We start from the raw sequence: 17,687 nt of genomic DNA on the forward strand, positions 1-17,687 counted from the left end.
GTTCGTCTGTACGTCTGTTCGTTTACTGAGCTTCGGCGCGGCTGGCCGCGGCCCATTCTTCGAGGAGGAACTCGTACGCCTCGGAGGGCCACTCGCCGTCCACCCGGCTCTCGACGAGCTGCCGGATCGCCTCGTTCGCCTCGGCGGCGGACGGGCGCGCGGGGCCCGCGGGCTGGAGTGTCTGGTGCATGGTTCCAAGGCTACGGGCGGGCACTGACAGCCACCTCCGTATTAAGGGTGGAACAGATCACCCGGTGAGGGCGTCCGTCGCTCCATGTGCCCGCTCACCTGCTCAGAGTGCCTGTGCGGCCGGTTTGACCATGCCCCGCACTGTGCGCGACTTCACAAACTCTCCCATGGCCGTCATCTCCCATTCGCCGGAGAACTGCTTGATCAGCTTGGCCATCATCACGCCGGTCTGCGGCTCGGCGCTGGTGAGGTCGAAGCGGACCAGCTCCTCGTTCGTCGCGGCGTCGATGAGGCGGCAGTAGGCCTTGGCCACCTCGGTGAACTTCTGGCCGGAGAAGGAGTTGACCGTGAAGACGAGGCCCGTCGCCTCCGCCGGCAGCCGGCCGAGGTCGACGACGATCACCTCGTCGTCGCCCGCGCCCTCGCCGGTGAGGTTGTCGCCGGAGTGCTTGACCGAGCCGCCCAGGATGGACAGCTTGCCGAAGTAGCAGCTGTCGATGTGGTTGCGCTGCGGGCCGTACGCGATGACCGAGGCGTCCAGGTCGATGCTCCGGCCGCGGAAGGCGGGCTCCCAGCCGAGGCCCATCTTGACCTGCGAGAGCAGCGGGCGGCCGCCCTTGACCAGGGACACGGTCTGGTTCTTCTGGAGGCTGACCCGGCCCTTGTCGAGGTTGATCTTCCCGGCGCCGGGTGCGGGTGCGGGGGCGGCGGCCGCGACCGGTGCGGGGGCGACCGGTGCGGGTGCAGGGGTGGCCCCGCCGGGTGCGCCGCTGGTGAGCCAGGGAGAGGCCGCGTACGTGGGCGGCGCCGCCGGGGGAGCCGGGGGCACGGGCGGTGCGGGCGGGGCGACGGGGGCCGGGGCGGCGGCCGCCGGAGCCGGCTCCTCGTCCACCGAGACCCCGAAGTCGGTCGCGATGCCGGCAAGGCCGTTCGCGTATCCCTGGCCGACCGCGCGCACCTTCCACACACCGCCGCGCTGGTAGACCTCGACGACGATCAGGGCCGTCTCCGTGCCGAGCTGCGGCGGGGTGAAGGAGGAGATCACCGCTCCGCTGCCGGCGTCCCGGACGGTGGCGGTGGGCTCGATGCCCTGGAAGGACTGGCCCGCGGCGTCCGGGCTGGCGGTGATGACGATCCGCTCGATGCCGGGCGGGACCGAACCGGTGTCCACGGTGATCGAGTCCGGTGCCGTGCCGCCGCCCGAGCGGTAGGTGACGCCGGGGCCGGACGGCTGGTTGAAGAAGATGAAATCGGCGTCGGAACGCACCTTGCCGTCGCCGGCGAGGAGCAGCGCGGACACGTCGAGCCGCACCGGGGCAGCCACGTCGACCGTCACGCGGACGGCATTGAGCGGCAGGTTGGAACCAGGGGTCATAGCGGTCATGCCGGGAGAACGACCGAGGTGGCTTTGCCGTTCCCTTACTTTCACCCGGTTTCCCGGTTCTTCACCCGCGCCCCACGCGTGCCTCAGACGCGGCCCTTGTTGCGGGGGTGGTTCCTGGCGGTCCGCTCGTTGCCGAACTTGTAGGAGCCGGTCCAGCGCGCCATGACGAGCTGGGCGTCACCGGCTTCGACCTCGGCCAGGAAGGCGGCGGCCCGCCCGCCCCGCAGGGTGGCCGCGGACCGGCCCTGGTGGGTGATGGCGACGCTCTGGTCGCCGCGTTGTTCGTACGAGAATCCGTGAGGTCTGGGCATGGGCCGAGGGTGCCGTTCCCGGGCGGCGTGCCGCAACGCAATTTGCGCCTCGCGATGCGGTGTCAGCCCTGCCGAGTAAGATCCTTTTTGGGGTGATTTCATGCGCTATGGAAGAGGTCTTGCTCATGCCTGCTGGTGCAGCTCTTACGGCCGAATCGATCGGCCCGGTGGACGTCGCCGTGGTCACCTTCGACGGCAATCGGTTCAACGGTGACGTGGCCCCCGCCCTGCGCGAGCTCCAGGAGAGCGGAGTGGTGCGCATCCTCGACCTCACGTTCGTCCGCAAGGAGCGGGACGGCGCGGTGTCCGTGGTGGAGCTCGCCGACTCCGAGGTGGCCGATCAGTTCGAGCGGGTCCTCGGCGAGGAGTTCGACCTGCTGAGCGACGAGGACCTGGAGACCGTGGCGCAGGGCCTGGCTCCGGAGTCCTCGGCCCTCGTGGTGGTCTGGGAGAACTCCTGGGCCACCCGCCTGGCCTCGGCGCTGCGGGAGTCCGACGGACAGGTGCTCTTCATGGAACGCATTCCACGGGACGGCGTCGAACGAGCCGTCGCCGCACTGGCCGAGAAGTAGGGAGGATCACCATGCGACGACGCTTCGGACGCCCCGGTCTGCTGGGCGCGATGGCCCGCACCGCGGTCGTGGCGGGTACGGCCACCGCGGTCTCCGGCCGGATGCAGCGCAACGCCGCCGAGCGCAGCAACCAGGAGCAACTGGCGGCGGAGGCCGAGCAGCAGGCCTTGGTCAACCAGGCGGCAGCCCAGGCGGCCGCGCAGCAGCAGGCCTGGCAGCAGTCGCAGCAGGCCCCGCAGCCCGCCGCGGCGCCGGCTGCGCCGGTCGACAGGGTCGGCCAGCTCACCGCGCTGGCCGAGCTCAAGGCCCAGGGCCTCCTCACCGACGAGGAGTTCGCGACGGAGAAGGCCCGGGTCCTGAGCGGCTGATCGGGGCTCCCCGACAGGTTCTAGCCTCCCGTGACCCGTCGCGGGAGGTTCAGGGGGTTGGCCTCGCGGAGTTCCGCCGGGAGCAGGGCGTCCGGCACCGACTGGTAGGCCACCGGGCGCAGCCAGCGCTCGATCGCGGTGCCGCCGACCGAGGTGGAGTGCGAGGTCGCCGCCGGGTAGGGGCCGCCGTGGTGCTGGGCCGGAGCCACCGCCACACCGGTCGGCCAGCCGTTGACCACGACCCGGCCGGCCAGCGTCGTGACCTGGGAGATCAGCTTCGCCGCCGGACCCGGGCCGCCGTCCGCCTCGGCGGCCGACAGCTGCAGGGTCGCGGTGAGGTTCCCGGGGAGCCGCCCGAGCAGGGCGGCTGCCTCGTCCTGGCCGGCGTACCGGGCGAGCACGGTGACGGGGCCGAAGCACTCCTCCAGGAGCACCTCGTAGGGCCCGCCCTCCAGCAGGGTCCGCGCCGGCACGCTCAGGTAGCCCGCGCCGACGGTGTGCTCGCCGCCGGAGCCGGGGGTGACGGGCGCGTCGACCCCCGGCAGCGCGGCGCGTTCGCGGACCCCGGCGACGAAGTTCTCCCGCATCCGGTGGTCGAGGAGCACCCCGGGCTCGGTCTCGCCGAGCGCCTTGGTCAGCGCTCCCGCGAGCCGGTCCCCGTCCGCGCCCTCGGGTACGAGGACCAGGCCGGGCTTGACGCAGAACTGGCCGACGCCGAGCGTGACCGAGCCGGCCAGCCCGCCGCCGATCTCCTCGGCGCGTTCCGCGGCGGCCGCCGGGGTGACCACGACCGGGTTCAGGGAGCCCAGTTCCCCGTGGAAGGGGATCGGTACGGGTCGCGCGGCGGCGGCGTCGAACAGGGCCCGGCCGCCCCGGATCGACCCGGTGAACCCGGCGGCGCCGACCAGCGGGTGGCGGATCAGCTCCAGGCCGGCGTCGAACCCGTGGACCACGGCAATGACCTCGGCCGGCAGCCCGGTGGCGACGGCGGCCCGGCGCAGCAGCGAGGCGCACAGCTCGGAGGTGGCCGGGTGGTCGGGGTGCGCCTTGACCACGACCGGGCAGCCCGCGGCCAGCGCGCTGGCGGTGTCGCCGCCGGGCACGGAGAAGGCGAGGGGGAAGTTGGAGGCGGCGTAGACCGCGACGACGCCCAGCGGCACCTTGTAGCGGCGCAGTTCGGGGCGGGGCGGGGTGGTGGTGGGATCGGCGTGGTCGATGCGGATGTCGAGGTAGGAGCCCTCGTCCACGGCGTCGGCGAAGGCGCGGAACTGGCCCGTGGTGCGGGCGAGCTCGCCGGTGAGCCGGCCGGGGCCGAGCGCCGTCTCGGCGTCGGCGGCCTCGATGACGTGGGTGGCCGCCTCGTCGAGCAGGTCGGCGGCGGTGCGCAGGAAGGCGGCGCGCCGCGCGGCGTCGGCCAGCGAGCCGCGGGCGGCGTGGGCCGCGCGCACGGCTTCGTCCACCTCCCGGGGTGTGGCCTCCACCGCAACCTGCTCGCGGTGCTTCCCGGTGCGGGGGTCCACACTCCAGACTGGTGTTGCTGCCATGGCGAACTGCCTCCTGGATCTACGCTGACCCGCGCGGATGCGTTCAGTATTGTGAACGCTGTTCCGTTGGATGAATGATCACATCCACCGTGGACTCTATTTCCGTGTCTTCCGGGTTGACAAGAGACAGCAAGAGACAGAGGGGCACGAAGGCGGATGACCACCACAGCAGAGTCGGGGGGCTCGGGAGCGCAGGCGGCCGTCAAGTCGGCGGTGCGCACGGTCCAGTTGCTGGAACATTTCGCTTCCCGGCCGGGGCTGCACAGCCTGGCCGACATCCAGAGCGACCTCTCCCTGCCCAAATCCAGCCTCTACATGCTGCTGCGGACCCTGGTGAACCTGGGCTGGGTGGAGACGGATGCGACGGGCACGCGGTACGGCATCGGCGTACGGGCGCTGCTCGTCGGCAGCTCGTACATCGACGGGGACGAGGTGGTCGCGGCGGCGCGGCCCACGCTGGACCGGCTCTCCGACGACACGACGGAGACGATCCACCTGGCCCGTCTCGACGGGACGAGCGTGGTCTACCTGGCGACCCGGCAGTCCCAGCACTACCTGCGGCCCTTCACCCGCGTCGGCCGGCGGCTCCCGGTGCACTCGACGGCGCTCGGCAAGGCGCTGCTGGCCACGCACACCGACGAAGAGGTACGCGCACTGCTGCCGCGGCGGCTCGAAGCCGTCACCGAGCACACCATCACCGACCGGGAGCGGCTCATCGAGGACCTGGCCCTGGTGCGGGAGCAGGGGTACGCGGTGGACCGGGAGGAGAACACGCTCGGGCTGCGCTGCTTCGGCGTGGCGGTGCCGTACCGGACGCCGGCGCGGGACGCGGTGAGCTGTTCGGTGCCGGTGGCCCGGCTGACGCCGGGGCACGAACGGGGCATCAAGGCGGCGCTGTTCGCGGCGCGCGACCGGCTGTCGGTGGTGACGCGGCGGATGTAGCCGCGGGGCCGCCGGGGCGCGGCGCGGCGGAGGACCTGATTCCTCCCCCGGGCGGGGGAGGCGGTTCCCCTTCAAGGGGGAGGTGGCGGGGGCGCCGGCGCGGGACCGTTGAGCCATGACCACACGAGCCGTGCACCTGCCGCAGCCACCACGACCGACCCAGGACGCAGCACAGCCCTCCGCCGCCGGGCCGGGGGCCGGGCGCAAGGTCCTGGCCGCGGTGGCCGTCGCCGCCACCGTCCCGTACCTGGCCCTGAAGACCGCCTGGCTGGCCGGGAGTCACCTGGGTATACCGGCGGGCAGTGTGCTGCTGGAGCCCCGGCTGCTCCTCACCGTGGCGAACGCCGTCACGGTACTCATGGACGCGGCCGTGATCCTGCTCGTCCTGGTGCTCATCAGGCCCTGGGGCAAGCGGGTTCCGTCCTGGCTGCTGGTGGTTCCGAGCTTCGTCGCCACCGGCCTGCTGACGCCCATCGTGCTCGGTTTCCCCGGCCAGCTCCTTCTGAGGGGCATGGGTCTGGGTCCGGACGAGGCCGCGCCGACGGCGGCGAAACCCTTCCTCGACGACTGGGTCTTCCACGTCGTCTACACGGGCTTCATCGTCCAGGCGGTAGCCCTGGCCGGCCTGTTCGTGCCCTATGCGCGCGAGCGCTGGGGCCGCCGCTGGCAGGGTCCCCTCGGCGCGCGGCTCCCGTCACCCACGGGGGTGGTGGCGGGAGCCGCGGCGGCACTGGGCGCGGTGGTCGCGGCGGCGCACTTCTACTGGGCGCTGGGCGGCACGGCCGGGCAGAACGCATCGCAGATCGCGCAGTACTCCTCGGACACCGCCGTGGCCACCGCGGTCCACGGGATATGCGCGCTGACCGCGGTGGCGGGGGCGGTACTGCTGGCCAGGGGCGGGACCCGGCGGGCAGGATGGCCGCTGGCCGTGGCGTGGACCGGGTCGGCGGCGACCCTGTGCTGGGGGATGTGGATGCTGGCGGCCTTCACGAGCGGCGACCCCGGACCCGGAGAACGGACCACCACCGCGAGCTACGTGATCTACGGTGGTCAGATGATCACCGCCCTCCTCGCGACCGCCGTCCTGGGGCGGTTCCTCGCCGGCCGCCGCGAAGGCTGAGGGAGAGGGCAGGGTGGAGTGGCGGCCGCGGTGGAGACCCCTGCGCTGGGTCCATCTGATCCTCGGCGGGGCCCTGTTGATGCCGTACTTCCTGCTCACGGAGGTGGCGGTCGGTGTCCTCGCCGGCGGGGACAACGCGCGCGAGTCCCTGCCGCTCAGCCTCGCCGCCTACGCCGCCGCCTTGCCGCTCGTCGCCGCGACCGGGCTGTTCCGGCTGGTCCGGCCGATGTCCGTGGCCGCCGCGCGCGCCCTGTGCGGGGTGTCGGGGGAGCGTTTCGCCGAGGGGCCTGCCCGGAGTTGGGCGGCCCGGGGGCGGGCCTCGGCCTGGTGGACCCTGCACCTGGGGGTCGGAGCGCTGGTCAGCGGGATGACCCTGGCGGTACCGCCCATGGCGGCGGTGCTGCTGGCCCTGCCGTTCGTGAGCGCGCTGCGGGAGCTGCCGATCGGGCTCGGCCCGCTGGGCGTGCCGGATCAGCCGTACGTCGCCCCCCTGCTCGGGATCGGGCTGCTGGCCGGACTCGTCCTGTGCGCCGCCGGGGCGGGGGCCCTGCTGGCCCGACTGGCTCCCGTCCTGCTCGGGCCGGCGGCGGCGGACCGGCTGGCGGCCGCCGAGGAGCGCGCCGCGGATCTGGCGGTCCGCAACCGGCTGGCCCGGGAACTGCACGACGCCGTCGGGCACGCCCTGAGCGCGGTCACCCTCCAGGCGAGCGCCGCCCGGCGGGTGCTCGACAGCGACCCCGGCTTCGTACGGGAGGCGCTGGCCGCGATCGAGGACACCACCCGGCGCACGGTGGGGGAGCTGGACGCCGTCCTCGGCCTGCTGCGCGAGGGCGACGGAGCGGGCGCCGGGGGAGCCGGGCTGCCGGCCGCTCCGACGCTCGCAGCCGACCTCGACGGGCTGCTGGCCCGCAGCCGGGCCTCCGGGACCTCGATCGCGGCCCGTCTGGACCCCGGACGGGCCGGTGGCTGGGGGTGGCTTCCGGCGATCGCCTCCCGCGAGGCGTACCGGATCGTGCAGGAGGGGCTGAGCAACGCCCTGCGGCACGGGACGGGCCCGGTCGATCTGCGGATCCTCGTACGGGTGCGCGGGGGACCCGCGGGACACGGTGAGCAGGGGGAATCCAGTGGGCGCGACGAGCACGGTGGATACGGGGAGCACGGTGGACACGAGGAACTGGAGATCGTCATGACGAACGATCCGGCGGCCGTTCCGGGGGCCCGGACCACCGGGGGCCGGGGGCTGCAGGGCGCCGCCGAGCGGGCTTCGCTGCTCGGCGGGCGTGTCGAGGCCGGGCCGCACGAGGGCCGGTGGCGGCTGCGGGCCGTCCTCCCGCTCGGCGGGGGCACCCGATGACGGCGGCGACCCCATCGGCGAACCCGTCGACCCCAGCGCCGGGGACCCCGTCGACCATGGTGCCCGGGACCGCGTCGGCCCCCGCGTCGGTGACCCCGGTGACCCCGGTGACCCCGGCGACCCCGGGGACCCCCGTGCCGGCCCGTCCGCCGCTGCGCCTGGTCGTGGCCGACGACGAGCGGATGGTCCGTACCGCCCTGCGGGTCATCCTCGACGCCGAGCCCGACCTGGAGGTCGTCGGGGAGGCGGCCACCGGAGCAGAGGCCGTGGCCGTGGTCCGGGCGCTGGAACCCGACGTGGTGCTGATGGACGTGCGGATGCCGGAGATCGACGGGATCCGGGCCACCGAGCGGATACTCGCCACCATGCCCGGGCCGCCCCGGATCGTGGTGGTCACCACCTTCGAGAACGACGCCTACGTGTACGAGGCGCTGCGCGCGGGAGCCGCCGGGTTCCTCCTCAAGCGGGCCGATCCCGACGAGCTGACCGCCGCGGTCCGGCTCGTGGCCCGGGGGGACTCGCTGCTCTTCCCGGCGGCCGTCCGCTCCCTGGCCGCCGCCCACACCCCGCCCGGGGCCGGTCCGGCCACCGCGCCCTGGGTCGCCCGGCTCACGGACCGGGAGGCCGACGTACTGCGGCTGATGGCCACCGGGCTCTCCAACCACGAGGTGAGCGAGCGGCTCGGGGTCGGACCTCAGACGGTCAAGACGCACGTGGCCGCGGTCCTGGCCAAGACCGGCTCCCGGGACCGGACCCAGGCGGTCATCGCGGCGTACGAGGGGGGCTTCCTCATGAAGAAAGGCTGAGAACTCCGCCACAATCGGGGCAGAGCGGAACGGCTGGGGCGGACGGGACGTCCTTCTGGGGGATGAACAAGACGATCAGGCGTGCGTCGGTCTTCTGTCTGCTTCTGGTGCTGGCCCTTTTGGTGCGGGTCACCTGGGTGCAGGCATATCAAGGCCAGGCCCTCGCAGACGACAAGAACAACCGGCGCAACCTCATCGGGAAGTACGAGAACCCGTTGGGGAACATCATCGTGGGCGGGGAGGCGATCACCGGCTCCAAGGACACCGGTGGCAAGGACTTCCGGTACAAGCGGACCTACACCGACGGGCCGCTGTACGCGCCGATCACCGGCTACAGCTCCCAGGCCTTCGGGTGGAGCATGCTGGAGGGCGTCTACAAGGACATCCTCAACGGCACCGACAACCGGCTCAAGACGATCATGGACACGCTCACCAACAAGCGGGCGGCCCCCGGCAACGTCCTCACCACGATCGACAAGGATGTCCAGAAGGCGGGCTGGGACGCGCTGCAGGGCAAGCAGGGCTCGGCCGTGGCGCTCGACCCGGCGACGGGCGAGATCCTGGCCGTCGTGAACAACCCCTCCTTCGACCCGGGCAGCATCGCCGGCGCCGGTGAGGCGGATCAGAAGGCCTGGGAGGCGCTCAACGCGGACCAGGGCAAGGCCATGGAGAACACGGCCCTGCGCAAGCCGCAGGCGCCCGGATCCACCTTCAAGCTGGTCACCCTCGCGGCCGCCATCGAGAACGGCCTGGTCACGAACATCGACACGCCGACCTCCGTCCCCGGCAACTACACGATCCCCGGCACCACGCTCAAGCTCAAGAGCGAGGTGACCGACGAGCAGTGCAACAACGTCAGCCCCCGCACCGCGCTCAAACTGTCCTGCAACAACGTCTTCGCCGACCTCGCGCACAAGCTGGGCCAGGACAAGATGCGGGCGATGGCCGAGAAGCTCGGCTTCAACGTGGTGCAGAAGCTCCCCGTCTGGACCGACCCCGCGAGCAAGTACCCGACGAAGAAGATGTCCGTCGACCAGGTCGCGCAGACGGGTATCGGCCAGTTCGACGTCCAGGCCACTCCGCTCCAGATGGCGATGGTGAGTGCCGCGATCGAGAACGGCGGCAAGCTCGTCGCTCCGCACGAGGTCTCCGAGGTCACCGACTCCAACGGCAACGTGCTGGAGAGCTTCAAGGATCCGAAGTCCACGCAGGTGATGAGCGGGAAGACCGCCTCGATGCTCCAGGACGCCATGAAGACGGTCGCCACCGAAGGCGGCGGCAAGAACGTCCAGATCCCGGGTGTCGAGTCGGGCGCCAAGACCGGTACCGCTCAGCGCGGCGTGGGCAACAGCCTGCCGCCGCTCGCCTGGTACACCACGTACGGCAAGGCCGGCGGCAAGCAGATCGCCGTCGCCGTGGTGATCGTCGGGTCGGACACCGACCGCTCCGAGATCGCCGGCGGCAAGCTGGCCGCCCCGGTGGCGCAGAAGATGATGAAGGCCTGGCTGAAGAAGTAGCCCGTGGAGCGCGCCGGGAACCGGCGGGATTCCCGGCGCGTTCTCCTTCCCATGATCAGGACCGCGCAGCCCGCAGACCTCGACGCCATCGCCGCCCTCCACACCCGGGCCCGCGCCACCTACTACCGGGGCCGGGTACCCGAGGAGGCCTACGGCGGCGCCGCCGAACTGGCGCGCACCCGCGAGGGCTGGTCCCGGGCGGTGGCCCGGGCCGCGGCCGACGGCGGGGTGCTCTGCGCCGAGAGCGGTGGCGAGCTCACCGGGGTGGCGGCCTTCCGCACCGCCGACGGCGAGACCACCCTCACCCAGCTCCACGTGGACCCCGTCCACTGGCGCCGCGGCACCGGGGCGGCCCTGCACGCGGCCTGCCTCGACGCCTGGCGCCGCGCGGGCGTCCGCAGGGTCCGCCTGGAGGTCTACGAGCACAACCTCCGCGCCCAGGCCTTCTACGCCACCCACGGCTGGCTCCCGGACCCCGCAGGCGTCCGGGCCGCGGGCTCCCACCGCATCCTGTGGCTCACGGTGGAAGCGATCGGGGACCCGGGGGGAATGACGGGTCAGGGGGGTGACCCGTCCGGGGAATGAGACGCCGCGGCGGGTGGTTGAAGACGGAACAGTTGATTTCGTGGAGAGAAGAAGGAACATGCGCGTCGAGATCTGGAGCGACATCGCCTGCCCGTGGTGCTACATCGGCAAGGCCCGTTTCACCAAGGGGCTGGCCGGGTTCGCCCACCGCGACGAGGTCGAGGTCGTCTACCGCTCCTTCGAGCTCGACCCGAACGGCCCCAAGGGCCAGGTGGCGCCCGTCGTGGAGATGCTGGCCAAGAAGTACGGCCGCACCCTCGACGAGGCCCGCGGCATGGAGGAGCACGTCGCCGCGAGCGCCCGCGCCGAGGGGCTGACGTACCGCACCGAGGGCCGTGACCACGGCAACACCTTCGACATCCACCGCCTGCTGCACCTGGCCGCCGACCGCGGGCGTCAGGAGGAGCTGCTCGACCTCGCCTACCGCGCCAACTTCGGCGAGGAGCGTTCCGTCTTCGAACCCGAGGTTCTGGTGGCCCTCGCGGTCGAGGCCGGGCTGGACGAGGGGGAGGCCCGCGCGGTGCTGGCCGACGAGTCCGCCTACGCCGCCGAGGTGCGGGCCGACGAGCGCGAAGCGTCCGAGCTGGGCGCGAACGCCGTACCGTTCTTCGTGCTCGACCGCCGCCTCGGGATCTCCGGGGGCCAGCCCGCCGAGGTCTTCACGCAGGCACTGGAGCAGGCCTGGGCCGGCCGCGAGGTCCTCGTGCCCGCCGCACCCGAGGGGGAGGCGTGCGAGCCCGACGGCGCGTGCGCGGTGCCGCAGCCCTAAGGCCTCAGCATAAGTAATCCTTTGGTGTGGTGCGGTGAATCCGGCAATGGACTTGGGGATGGTCCTGGCGCAGAGTGAAGGTCATGGACCTCCTTGCGCCCGAAGCCGTCCGCGACGAGTTCGCGCACTCCACCACCTATCTCAACACCGCCACCTGCGGGATCCTCCCGCGAGCCGCCGTCGCCGAGGTGCGGCGGCTCGCGGAGGCGGCCGGGGCCGGACTCCCCTCCGGATTCGGCGACTTCGACCGGGTCGAACGGGTCCGGGAGACGTTCGCCCGCCTCGTCGGGGTCGACGCGGACCGGGTGGCCGTCGGCTCGGCCGTCTCCACCCACGTCGGCCTGATCTCCGCCTCCCTCCCGGCCGGATCCGAAGTCCTCTGCCCGGAGGGCGAGTTCGCCTCCGACATCAACCCCTTCGTGGTGCGCGACGACCTCAAGGTCCGCTTCGCCCCGCTGGAGTCCCTCGCCGAAGCCGTCGGCCCGGACACGGCGCTGGTCGCGCTGAGCGCCGTACAGTCCGCCGACGGGCGTACGGCGGACCTGGCGGCCGTCCGCGCCGCGACGACCGCGCACGGGGCGCGGATGCTGGTCGACGCCTCGCAGGCGGCGGGCTGGCTGCCCTTCGACGCGAGCCCCTACGACTACACGGTCACCGCCGGGTACAAGTGGCTGCTCGCCTCGCGCGGGGTCTCCTACCTCACGGTCTCGGAGGAGGCCCAGGACACCGTGACCCCGCTGCACGCAGGCTGGGTGGCGCTCGCCGACATGTGGGACGCCATCTACGGCCCGCTGCGGGAACTGGCCCGCGGAGCCCGGCGCTTCGACGAGTCCCCGGCCTTCCTGGCCTACCACGCCGCCGAGCCCTCGCTGGCCCTGCTGGAGCGGATCGGGATCGACGCCGTCCACGCCCACGACACCGCCCTGGCCGCCCGCTACCGCGCCGGCCTCGCCCGCCTGGGCCACGAGCCCGTCCCGGGCGGATCCCCGATCGTCTCGGTGCCGGGCCTGGCCCACCGTCAGGGCGCCCTGCTCGACGCGGGCGTCCCCGTGGCCGCCCGCGCGGGGAGCCTGCGGGCCTCCTTCCACCTCTACAACACCGAGGCGGACGTGGACCGGTTGCTCGACCTCCTGGAGGGCTGATCCCGGGAGGCCGAGCCGGGAAGGCCGAGCCGGGAAGGCCGAGCCCGGGGAACCGGCCTGCTCAGACGGAGGGCGGGGCCGCGGACCAGGCCGAGTCCGCCGCCGCGAGGGCCCCGGCGGGGTCCACCGACAGGGCCCCGGCCAGGGCCGTCAGGCTGGAGCGGACCGTGTCCAGGGAGGCGGCCGTGCCGTAGTGGTTGACCCGGACCATCTCCCCGGCCAGCGCGCCCCCGCCCGCCGCGAGGGGGGCCGCCGGATCCGCCGCCAGGGCCTTCGCCACCACCAGAGAGGCCTCCGGGACCCGCAGGGTGGTGGCCACCGGGGCCGCCGCCGCGTCCAGGCCGACGTACGGGGCGATGCCCAGCGCCGCCGCGCCCGCGCGGGTCGCCGCCGCCGCGGCCGCGTGGCGGGCCGTCACCGACTCCAGGCCCTCGGCCGCGATCCGGTCCAGGCAGGCCTCCAGCGCCAGCATCTCCAGCTGCGCCGGCGCGTGCGGCAGGGCCTTGCGCCCGGCGTCGATCCAGCGCTCCTTCCAGTCCAGCAGGGACAGGTACGAGCGGCGCGGCGCCGAGGGGTTCTCCGCGAAGCGGGCCCAAGCGCGGTCCGAGACGGACACGGCCGAAACGCCCGCGGGGCCGCCCATCGCCTTCTGTGCGCCGATCACGCACAGGTCCACGCCCCACGCGTCCGGCAGCAGCGGCTCCGCGCCCACCGAGGCCACCGCGTCCAGCATGAACAGCGCCCCGTGGGCCCGTACGGCCTCGCCGATCTCCGCCACCGGGTTGGTGTTCCCGGTGGCCGCCTCCGCGTGGACCAGGGAGACGAAGTCGATCTCCGGGTGCTCCGACAGGGCCCGGTCCACCTGCGCCGCGGACACGGCCGTGTCGAAGGGGACCTCAAGGTCCACGACGCTCGCCCCGCAGTCGCGCAGCCAGTTGCCGAAGGTGGTCCCGTAGGGGCCGGTCACCACGTTCAGCGCGGTCGAACCGGGTCGCGCGCCCGAGCGGATGCACCCCTCCAGCGGCAGCAGGGCCTCGCCCTGGGTGATCACCACGTCGGCCCGGGTCCCGAGCAGCTCCGCGACCCCCCGCTCGATCGACGCGAAGCGCGCGGCGGTCAGGGGCGGAAGGTCCAGGAGGGGGTGGGTCACGGCGCCGCTCTCTTCGTTCTCTCGGTCTGGGATCGTGCTCCCGGGCGGACCGCCCATGCGGTCCCGGGGCGTTCGTCCGGAAAAGTCCGGACCGACCTGGAGAGCCTACCGAGCCCGCGCATAGAGTGCCGCCATGAGCGACGAGGTCAACGGTGACAGCGCGAGTTCGGGGCTGCTGCACGTCAAGGGGCGGGTACTGGTCGGACCCGAGGAGGTCCGCGACGAGCTCTGGGTGGTGGGCGGACGGATCTCCTACGAGCGTCCGCGCGGCGCCCGGGAGGTCACCGAGGTCACCGGGTGGGTGCTGCCCGGGCTGGTCGACGCGCACTGCCACGTGGGGCTCGACGCCCACGGGCCGGTGGACGCGGACACCGCCGAACGGCAGGCGCTGACCGACCGCGACGCAGGCACCCTCCTCATCCGCGATGCCGGATCCCCGTCCGACACCCGCTGGATCGACGGCCGCGAGGACCTGCCGAAGATCATCCGGGCGGGCCGGCACATCGCCCGCAGCCGCCGCTACATCCGCAACTTCGCCCACGAGATCGAGCCCGCCGACCTCGTCGAGTACGTCGGCCGCGAGGCGCTGCGCGGCGACGGCTGGGTCAAGCTGGTCGGGGACTGGATCGACCGCGAGGTCGGGGACCTCACCGCCTGCTGGCCGCGCGCCGAGGTCGAGGCGGCCATCGCCGAGGCCCACCGCCTCGGGGCGCGCGTCACCGCGCACTGCTTCGCCGAGGACTCCCTGCGCGACCTGGTCGAGGCGGGCATCGACTGCGTCGAGCACGCCACGGGGCTGACCGAGGACACCATCCCGCTGTTCGCGGAGCGCGGGGTGGCCATCGTCCCGACCCTCGTGAACATCGCGACCTTCCCGAAGATGGCCGCGGGCGGCGAGGCCAAGTTCCCGCGGTGGTCGGCGCACATGCGCCGCCTGCACGAGCGGCGCTACGACACCGTCCGCGCCGCCTACGACGCGGGCGTCGGGGTCTACGTCGGCACGGACGCGGGCGGTTCGCTGCCGCACGGCCTGGTCGCGGCCGAGGTCGGCGAGCTCGTCAAGGCCGGGATCCCGCCGCTGGAAGCCCTCTCGGCGACGGCCTGGGGCGCGCGCGAATGGCTCGGCAGGCCCGGCCTGACCGAAGGGGCGCCGGCCGACCTGGTGGTCTACGAGACCGATCCGCGGGCCGACGTACGGGCGCTGGCGCAGCCGCGGCGCGTGGTGGTGAACGGCACGGTGGTGGCCTGAGGGCCACGGGGTCGCATCGCCGCAAGAACGCAAGAACGCAAGAACGCAAGAACGCAAGAACGCAGGAGCGCAGGGACGGGGGAGCGGGGAGCCCAGAGGCCGGGAGTTGACGCGGCGTGACGTCGGCGGCGGCGCCGTCGTTGTGTATGCCCGGCGCGGGTCTCGGCGGGCGGGATTCCCGTGATGGGAGGGAACTCCCGTTCCGGGTGAGGCGCATTGATTCGAACCTATGCCTGGAAACCACCCTTTGGGGTGAACTCACGCCGGGTTCACCCCCGTTCACTCTCAGTGCGTAAAGATTCCGGGGTCGAGGCCGTCGGCGCGCGCAATGTCCCCCATTGGCGGCGCGACGGCTCCCATCTCCCTGGGGGTTCCACCACCTTGAACAGCAACACCTTCCGCATGCCCGTGGCCGCGCTCGTCGCCACGGGAGCGGTTGCCCTGCTCACCGCCCCGCCCGCCTTCGCCACCGGCTCCCACCCGGGGAAGGGCAAGGCGAGCGCCGTCGTCCTGCGCACCACGCTGGACGTGGGACTGCTCAACAAGACCGTGCACGTCCCGCTGAAGGCGACCCTCAACGAGGTCAGCGCCCCGGAGGAAGCCGCGAAGACGGCGCTGACCGTCACCCTCGACGGGGTCGAGGGCGGAAAGCCGGTGAGCATCCTGCGCGCCGACGTCGCCACCTCCAAGGCCACCGCCGACTCCGACCGCGCCGCGGCGGAGGCCAACCTCGCCAAGGCCCGCGTCCACGTACCGGGACTGCCCCTGCTGTCCCTGATCCAGGTGGAAAAGGTCAGCTCCAAGGCCGTCTGCGAGGCGGGCAAGAAGCCGGTCGCCTCCTCCAACGTCCTGGGCACCGTGACCGTCCTGGGCAAGAAGGTCACCCTCTCGGCGGGCGGCCCCACCAAGGTCGAGGTCCCCAAGGTCGGCCTGGTGAGCCTGGAGCTCTCCGCCATCGAGACCACCTCCACCACGGCCGCCGCGGCCGCGCTGCGGCTCAAGGTGTCGGTGAACCCGCTCGATCTGAACGTCGCCCAGGTCGAGGGGGAGGTCGTGCTCGCCGAGGCCCGCTGCGAGTCCCCCGCCGCCCCCGCCCCCAGCGCCAGTGCTTCGACGCTGCCCGACGTCAAGCCCCAGACGGGCACCACGGGCGGCTCCGGGACCCAGGCCGACCTCGCCGAGACGGGAGGCGGCTCGCTCACCCCGTTCGTGACGGGCGGTGCGCTGCTCCTGCTCGGCTTCGGCGCCGCCGCGCTGATCGTGACCCGGCGCGGCAAGGCCTCGTAAGGCCGGGGCGAGTCCCAAGGGCCGGGCCGGGCGGCCCGGCACCGCGCGCCCTACTTCGTCGCGCGCGTCAGTCCCTGATCCCCGGCGCCGCGTGACATCACGGCCTTGGTGACCTCGCGGTCGGCGGCGGCGTACGTGCTGTCGGCGGTGGAGGCGGTGGCCTCGCAGGAGGTGCAGACGACGCGGAACGGCGGCCGCATGTCCGAGAACTGCGTGAGGTACTCGGCCTTCACCACCTCCCAGCGGCCCGGATGCGCGGCCGCCGGGGCGAAGGTGAAGCGGGGGACCGAGGACATGTTGCCGCGGGCCTTCGCGGCCTCGTAGAAGCTGGCCACCTGGTCGCCCATGCCGTACACCACCCAGGTGCCGTTGACCTTCTCGTACGGCTGCGGCACGTGGTTGTGGGTGCCGAGGATCAGGTCGATGTCGGGGAGGCCGTCCGCCCCGCGCGAGGCGGTCAGCGTCCGGGCCAGGTCGAGTTGCTGCTGGTCCGGGGCCGTCTGCCACTCGGAGCCCCAGTGGACGCTGAGGACGACGACGTTCGCGCCGGCCGCGCGCGCGGCGCGGGCGTCGGCGATGATCCGCGCGGGGTCGATCAGGTTCACGGCCCAGGGCTTGCCGTCGGGGAGCGGGATGCCGTTCGTCCCGTACGTGTAGTCCAGTTGAGCGACCTCGGCCCCGCCGGCTTCGAGCAGGGCCGGGGCCTTGGCCTCCTCGGCGCCGCGGGCCGAGCCGACGTGGCGGATGCCGACGCGGTCGAGGTGGTCGAGGACGCGGACGAGGCCGTCGTACCCGTCGTCCAGGGTGTGGTTCGAGGCGGTCGAGCAGCTGTCGTAGCCGGTGTCCTTGAGGGCGTCGGCCAGTTGGTGCGGTGCCTTGAAGAGGGGGTATCCGGTGTAGGGGCCGCCGGGTCGGCCGTACGGTATCTCGTGGTGGCATATCGCCAGGTCGGCGGAGGAGACGAGGGGCTTGACCCCGGCGAGGATCTTCCGGAAGTCGTAGCCGCCCCGCTCCGCGGAGTCTTCGGCGGCCCGCTGGATGATCGACGGGTACGGGATGATGTCGCCGGTGCCGACGAGGGTGAACGGCTTCCCGCCGGGCACGGCTTGGGCCGGCGCGGGGGCTCCGGTCGAGGCCGAGGCCTCACGGCTCGGACTCGCCGCCGCCCCCGGCTTCGGCCCCAGCCGCTGTTCGGCCGACGCGCCGCCGTCCCGGCCGGCCACCTGCGTCACGCCGTAGGCGGCGCCTCCCGCCACGGCCAGTCCCGCCACGGCCGCGCCTATCCTGCCGACTGCCTTCATCCCCGCACCCCCGGTGTCGCATGGTCGCCGCCTGCGGAAATGGTCGCGCACCGGTGCGGGCGCCGCCATGCGCGACCCGCGGAAACGCGCCATTGGG

General features: G+C 73.1%; 18 protein-coding genes. 12 read left to right on the plus strand and 6 right to left on the minus strand.

Annotation, left to right across the window (positions count from 1 at the left end; translation table 11 throughout):
* Window positions 1-22: 22 nt before the first annotated feature.
* The 3 genes from OHA37_RS29975 to OHA37_RS29985 form a co-directional block, all read right to left on the minus strand.
* Window positions 23-190, minus strand: coding sequence for a hypothetical protein (locus OHA37_RS29975; protein ID WP_243338429.1), 168 nt, complete (start codon window positions 188-190; stop codon window positions 23-25).
* Window positions 191-292: 102 nt separating this feature from the next.
* Window positions 293-1,564 carry a TerD family protein gene (locus tag OHA37_RS29980; RefSeq protein WP_266909717.1) on the minus strand — a complete coding sequence of 424 codons (1,272 nt, stop codon included), beginning with the start codon at window positions 1,562-1,564 and terminating at the stop codon, window positions 293-295.
* A gap of 92 nt (window positions 1,565-1,656) precedes the next feature.
* Window positions 1,657-1,884 (minus strand): hypothetical protein, encoded by a 228-nt coding sequence (locus OHA37_RS29985; RefSeq protein ID WP_266909719.1) that lies wholly within the window; start codon window positions 1,882-1,884, stop codon window positions 1,657-1,659.
* 125 nt (window positions 1,885-2,009) lie between these two features.
* Between OHA37_RS29985 and OHA37_RS29990 the strand changes: the two genes are divergently transcribed.
* Window positions 2,010-2,456, plus strand: a complete 447-nt coding sequence (locus OHA37_RS29990) for a DUF6325 family protein (RefSeq protein ID WP_266909721.1) — start codon at window positions 2,010-2,012, stop codon at window positions 2,454-2,456.
* Window positions 2,457-2,467: 11 nt separating this feature from the next.
* Window positions 2,468-2,824, plus strand: coding sequence for an SHOCT domain-containing protein (locus OHA37_RS29995; RefSeq protein WP_266909723.1), 357 nt, complete (start codon window positions 2,468-2,470; stop codon window positions 2,822-2,824).
* A gap of 20 nt (window positions 2,825-2,844) precedes the next feature.
* Here OHA37_RS29995 and OHA37_RS30000 read toward each other — a convergent pair whose 3' ends face one another.
* A complete protein-coding gene (locus OHA37_RS30000) occupies window positions 2,845-4,368 on the minus strand; it encodes an aldehyde dehydrogenase (NADP(+)) (protein ID WP_266909725.1) in 1,524 nt (507 codons plus the stop codon).
* A gap of 156 nt (window positions 4,369-4,524) precedes the next feature.
* Between OHA37_RS30000 and OHA37_RS30005 the strand changes: the two genes are divergently transcribed.
* The 8 genes from OHA37_RS30005 (at window position 4,525) to OHA37_RS30040 (ending at window position 12,603) form a co-directional block, all read left to right on the plus strand.
* Window positions 4,525-5,310, plus strand: coding sequence for an IclR family transcriptional regulator (locus OHA37_RS30005; protein ID WP_266909727.1), 786 nt, complete (start codon window positions 4,525-4,527; stop codon window positions 5,308-5,310).
* Window positions 5,311-5,425: 115 nt separating this feature from the next.
* Window positions 5,426-6,430 carry a hypothetical protein gene (locus tag OHA37_RS30010; protein ID WP_266909729.1) on the plus strand — a complete coding sequence of 335 codons (1,005 nt, stop codon included), beginning with the start codon at window positions 5,426-5,428 and terminating at the stop codon, window positions 6,428-6,430.
* Window positions 6,431-6,509: 79 nt separating this feature from the next.
* Window positions 6,510-7,784 (plus strand): sensor histidine kinase, encoded by a 1,275-nt coding sequence (locus OHA37_RS30015; protein WP_266913208.1) that lies wholly within the window; start codon window positions 6,510-6,512, stop codon window positions 7,782-7,784.
* A 56-nt stretch (window positions 7,785-7,840) separates the two neighbouring features.
* Window positions 7,841-8,590 carry a response regulator transcription factor gene (locus OHA37_RS30020; RefSeq protein WP_266909731.1) on the plus strand — a complete coding sequence of 250 codons (750 nt, stop codon included), beginning with the start codon at window positions 7,841-7,843 and terminating at the stop codon, window positions 8,588-8,590.
* A gap of 62 nt (window positions 8,591-8,652) precedes the next feature.
* Complete coding sequence (locus OHA37_RS30025; RefSeq protein WP_266909733.1) at window positions 8,653-10,107, plus strand: penicillin-binding transpeptidase domain-containing protein; 1,455 nt, start codon at window positions 8,653-8,655, stop codon at window positions 10,105-10,107.
* Between the two features lie 51 nt (window positions 10,108-10,158).
* Window positions 10,159-10,692: a GNAT family N-acetyltransferase gene (locus OHA37_RS30030; RefSeq protein ID WP_266909735.1), complete on the plus strand. Its 534-nt coding sequence runs from the start codon at window positions 10,159-10,161 to the stop codon at window positions 10,690-10,692.
* A gap of 58 nt (window positions 10,693-10,750) precedes the next feature.
* Window positions 10,751-11,461 carry a DsbA family oxidoreductase gene (locus OHA37_RS30035; RefSeq protein WP_266909737.1) on the plus strand — a complete coding sequence of 237 codons (711 nt, stop codon included), beginning with the start codon at window positions 10,751-10,753 and terminating at the stop codon, window positions 11,459-11,461.
* An 83-nt stretch (window positions 11,462-11,544) separates the two neighbouring features.
* On the plus strand, window positions 11,545-12,603 hold the full coding sequence (locus tag OHA37_RS30040) for an aminotransferase class V-fold PLP-dependent enzyme (protein WP_266909739.1): 1,059 nt from the start codon (window positions 11,545-11,547) through the stop codon (window positions 12,601-12,603).
* 61 nt (window positions 12,604-12,664) lie between these two features.
* Here the strand turns inward: OHA37_RS30040 and OHA37_RS30045 are convergent, their stop codons facing one another.
* The gene (locus OHA37_RS30045; RefSeq protein WP_266909741.1) at window positions 12,665-13,753 is read right to left on the minus strand and encodes a pyridoxal-phosphate-dependent aminotransferase family protein; all 1,089 of its coding nucleotides are present in this window, start codon (window positions 13,751-13,753) and stop codon (window positions 12,665-12,667) included.
* 133 nt (window positions 13,754-13,886) lie between these two features.
* Here OHA37_RS30045 and OHA37_RS30050 point away from each other — a divergent pair, with 133 nt between their 5' ends.
* The gene (locus tag OHA37_RS30050) at window positions 13,887-15,002 is read left to right on the plus strand and encodes an amidohydrolase family protein (protein WP_266909742.1); all 1,116 of its coding nucleotides are present in this window, start codon (window positions 13,887-13,889) and stop codon (window positions 15,000-15,002) included.
* Window positions 15,003-15,383: 381 nt separating this feature from the next.
* Entirely contained in the window at window positions 15,384-16,289 is a 906-nt protein-coding gene (locus OHA37_RS30055; protein WP_266909743.1) for an SCO1860 family LAETG-anchored protein, read from the plus strand.
* Between the two features lie 50 nt (window positions 16,290-16,339).
* Here the strand turns inward: OHA37_RS30055 and OHA37_RS30060 are convergent, their stop codons facing one another.
* Window positions 16,340-17,590 (minus strand): CapA family protein, encoded by a 1,251-nt coding sequence (locus OHA37_RS30060; RefSeq protein WP_266909745.1) that lies wholly within the window; start codon window positions 17,588-17,590, stop codon window positions 16,340-16,342.
* Window positions 17,591-17,687 lie beyond the last annotated feature (97 nt).

The sequence above is a fragment of the Streptomyces sp. NBC_00335 genome, from assembly GCF_036127095.1.
In the GTDB taxonomy this organism is placed as follows: domain Bacteria; phylum Actinomycetota; class Actinomycetes; order Streptomycetales; family Streptomycetaceae; genus Streptomyces.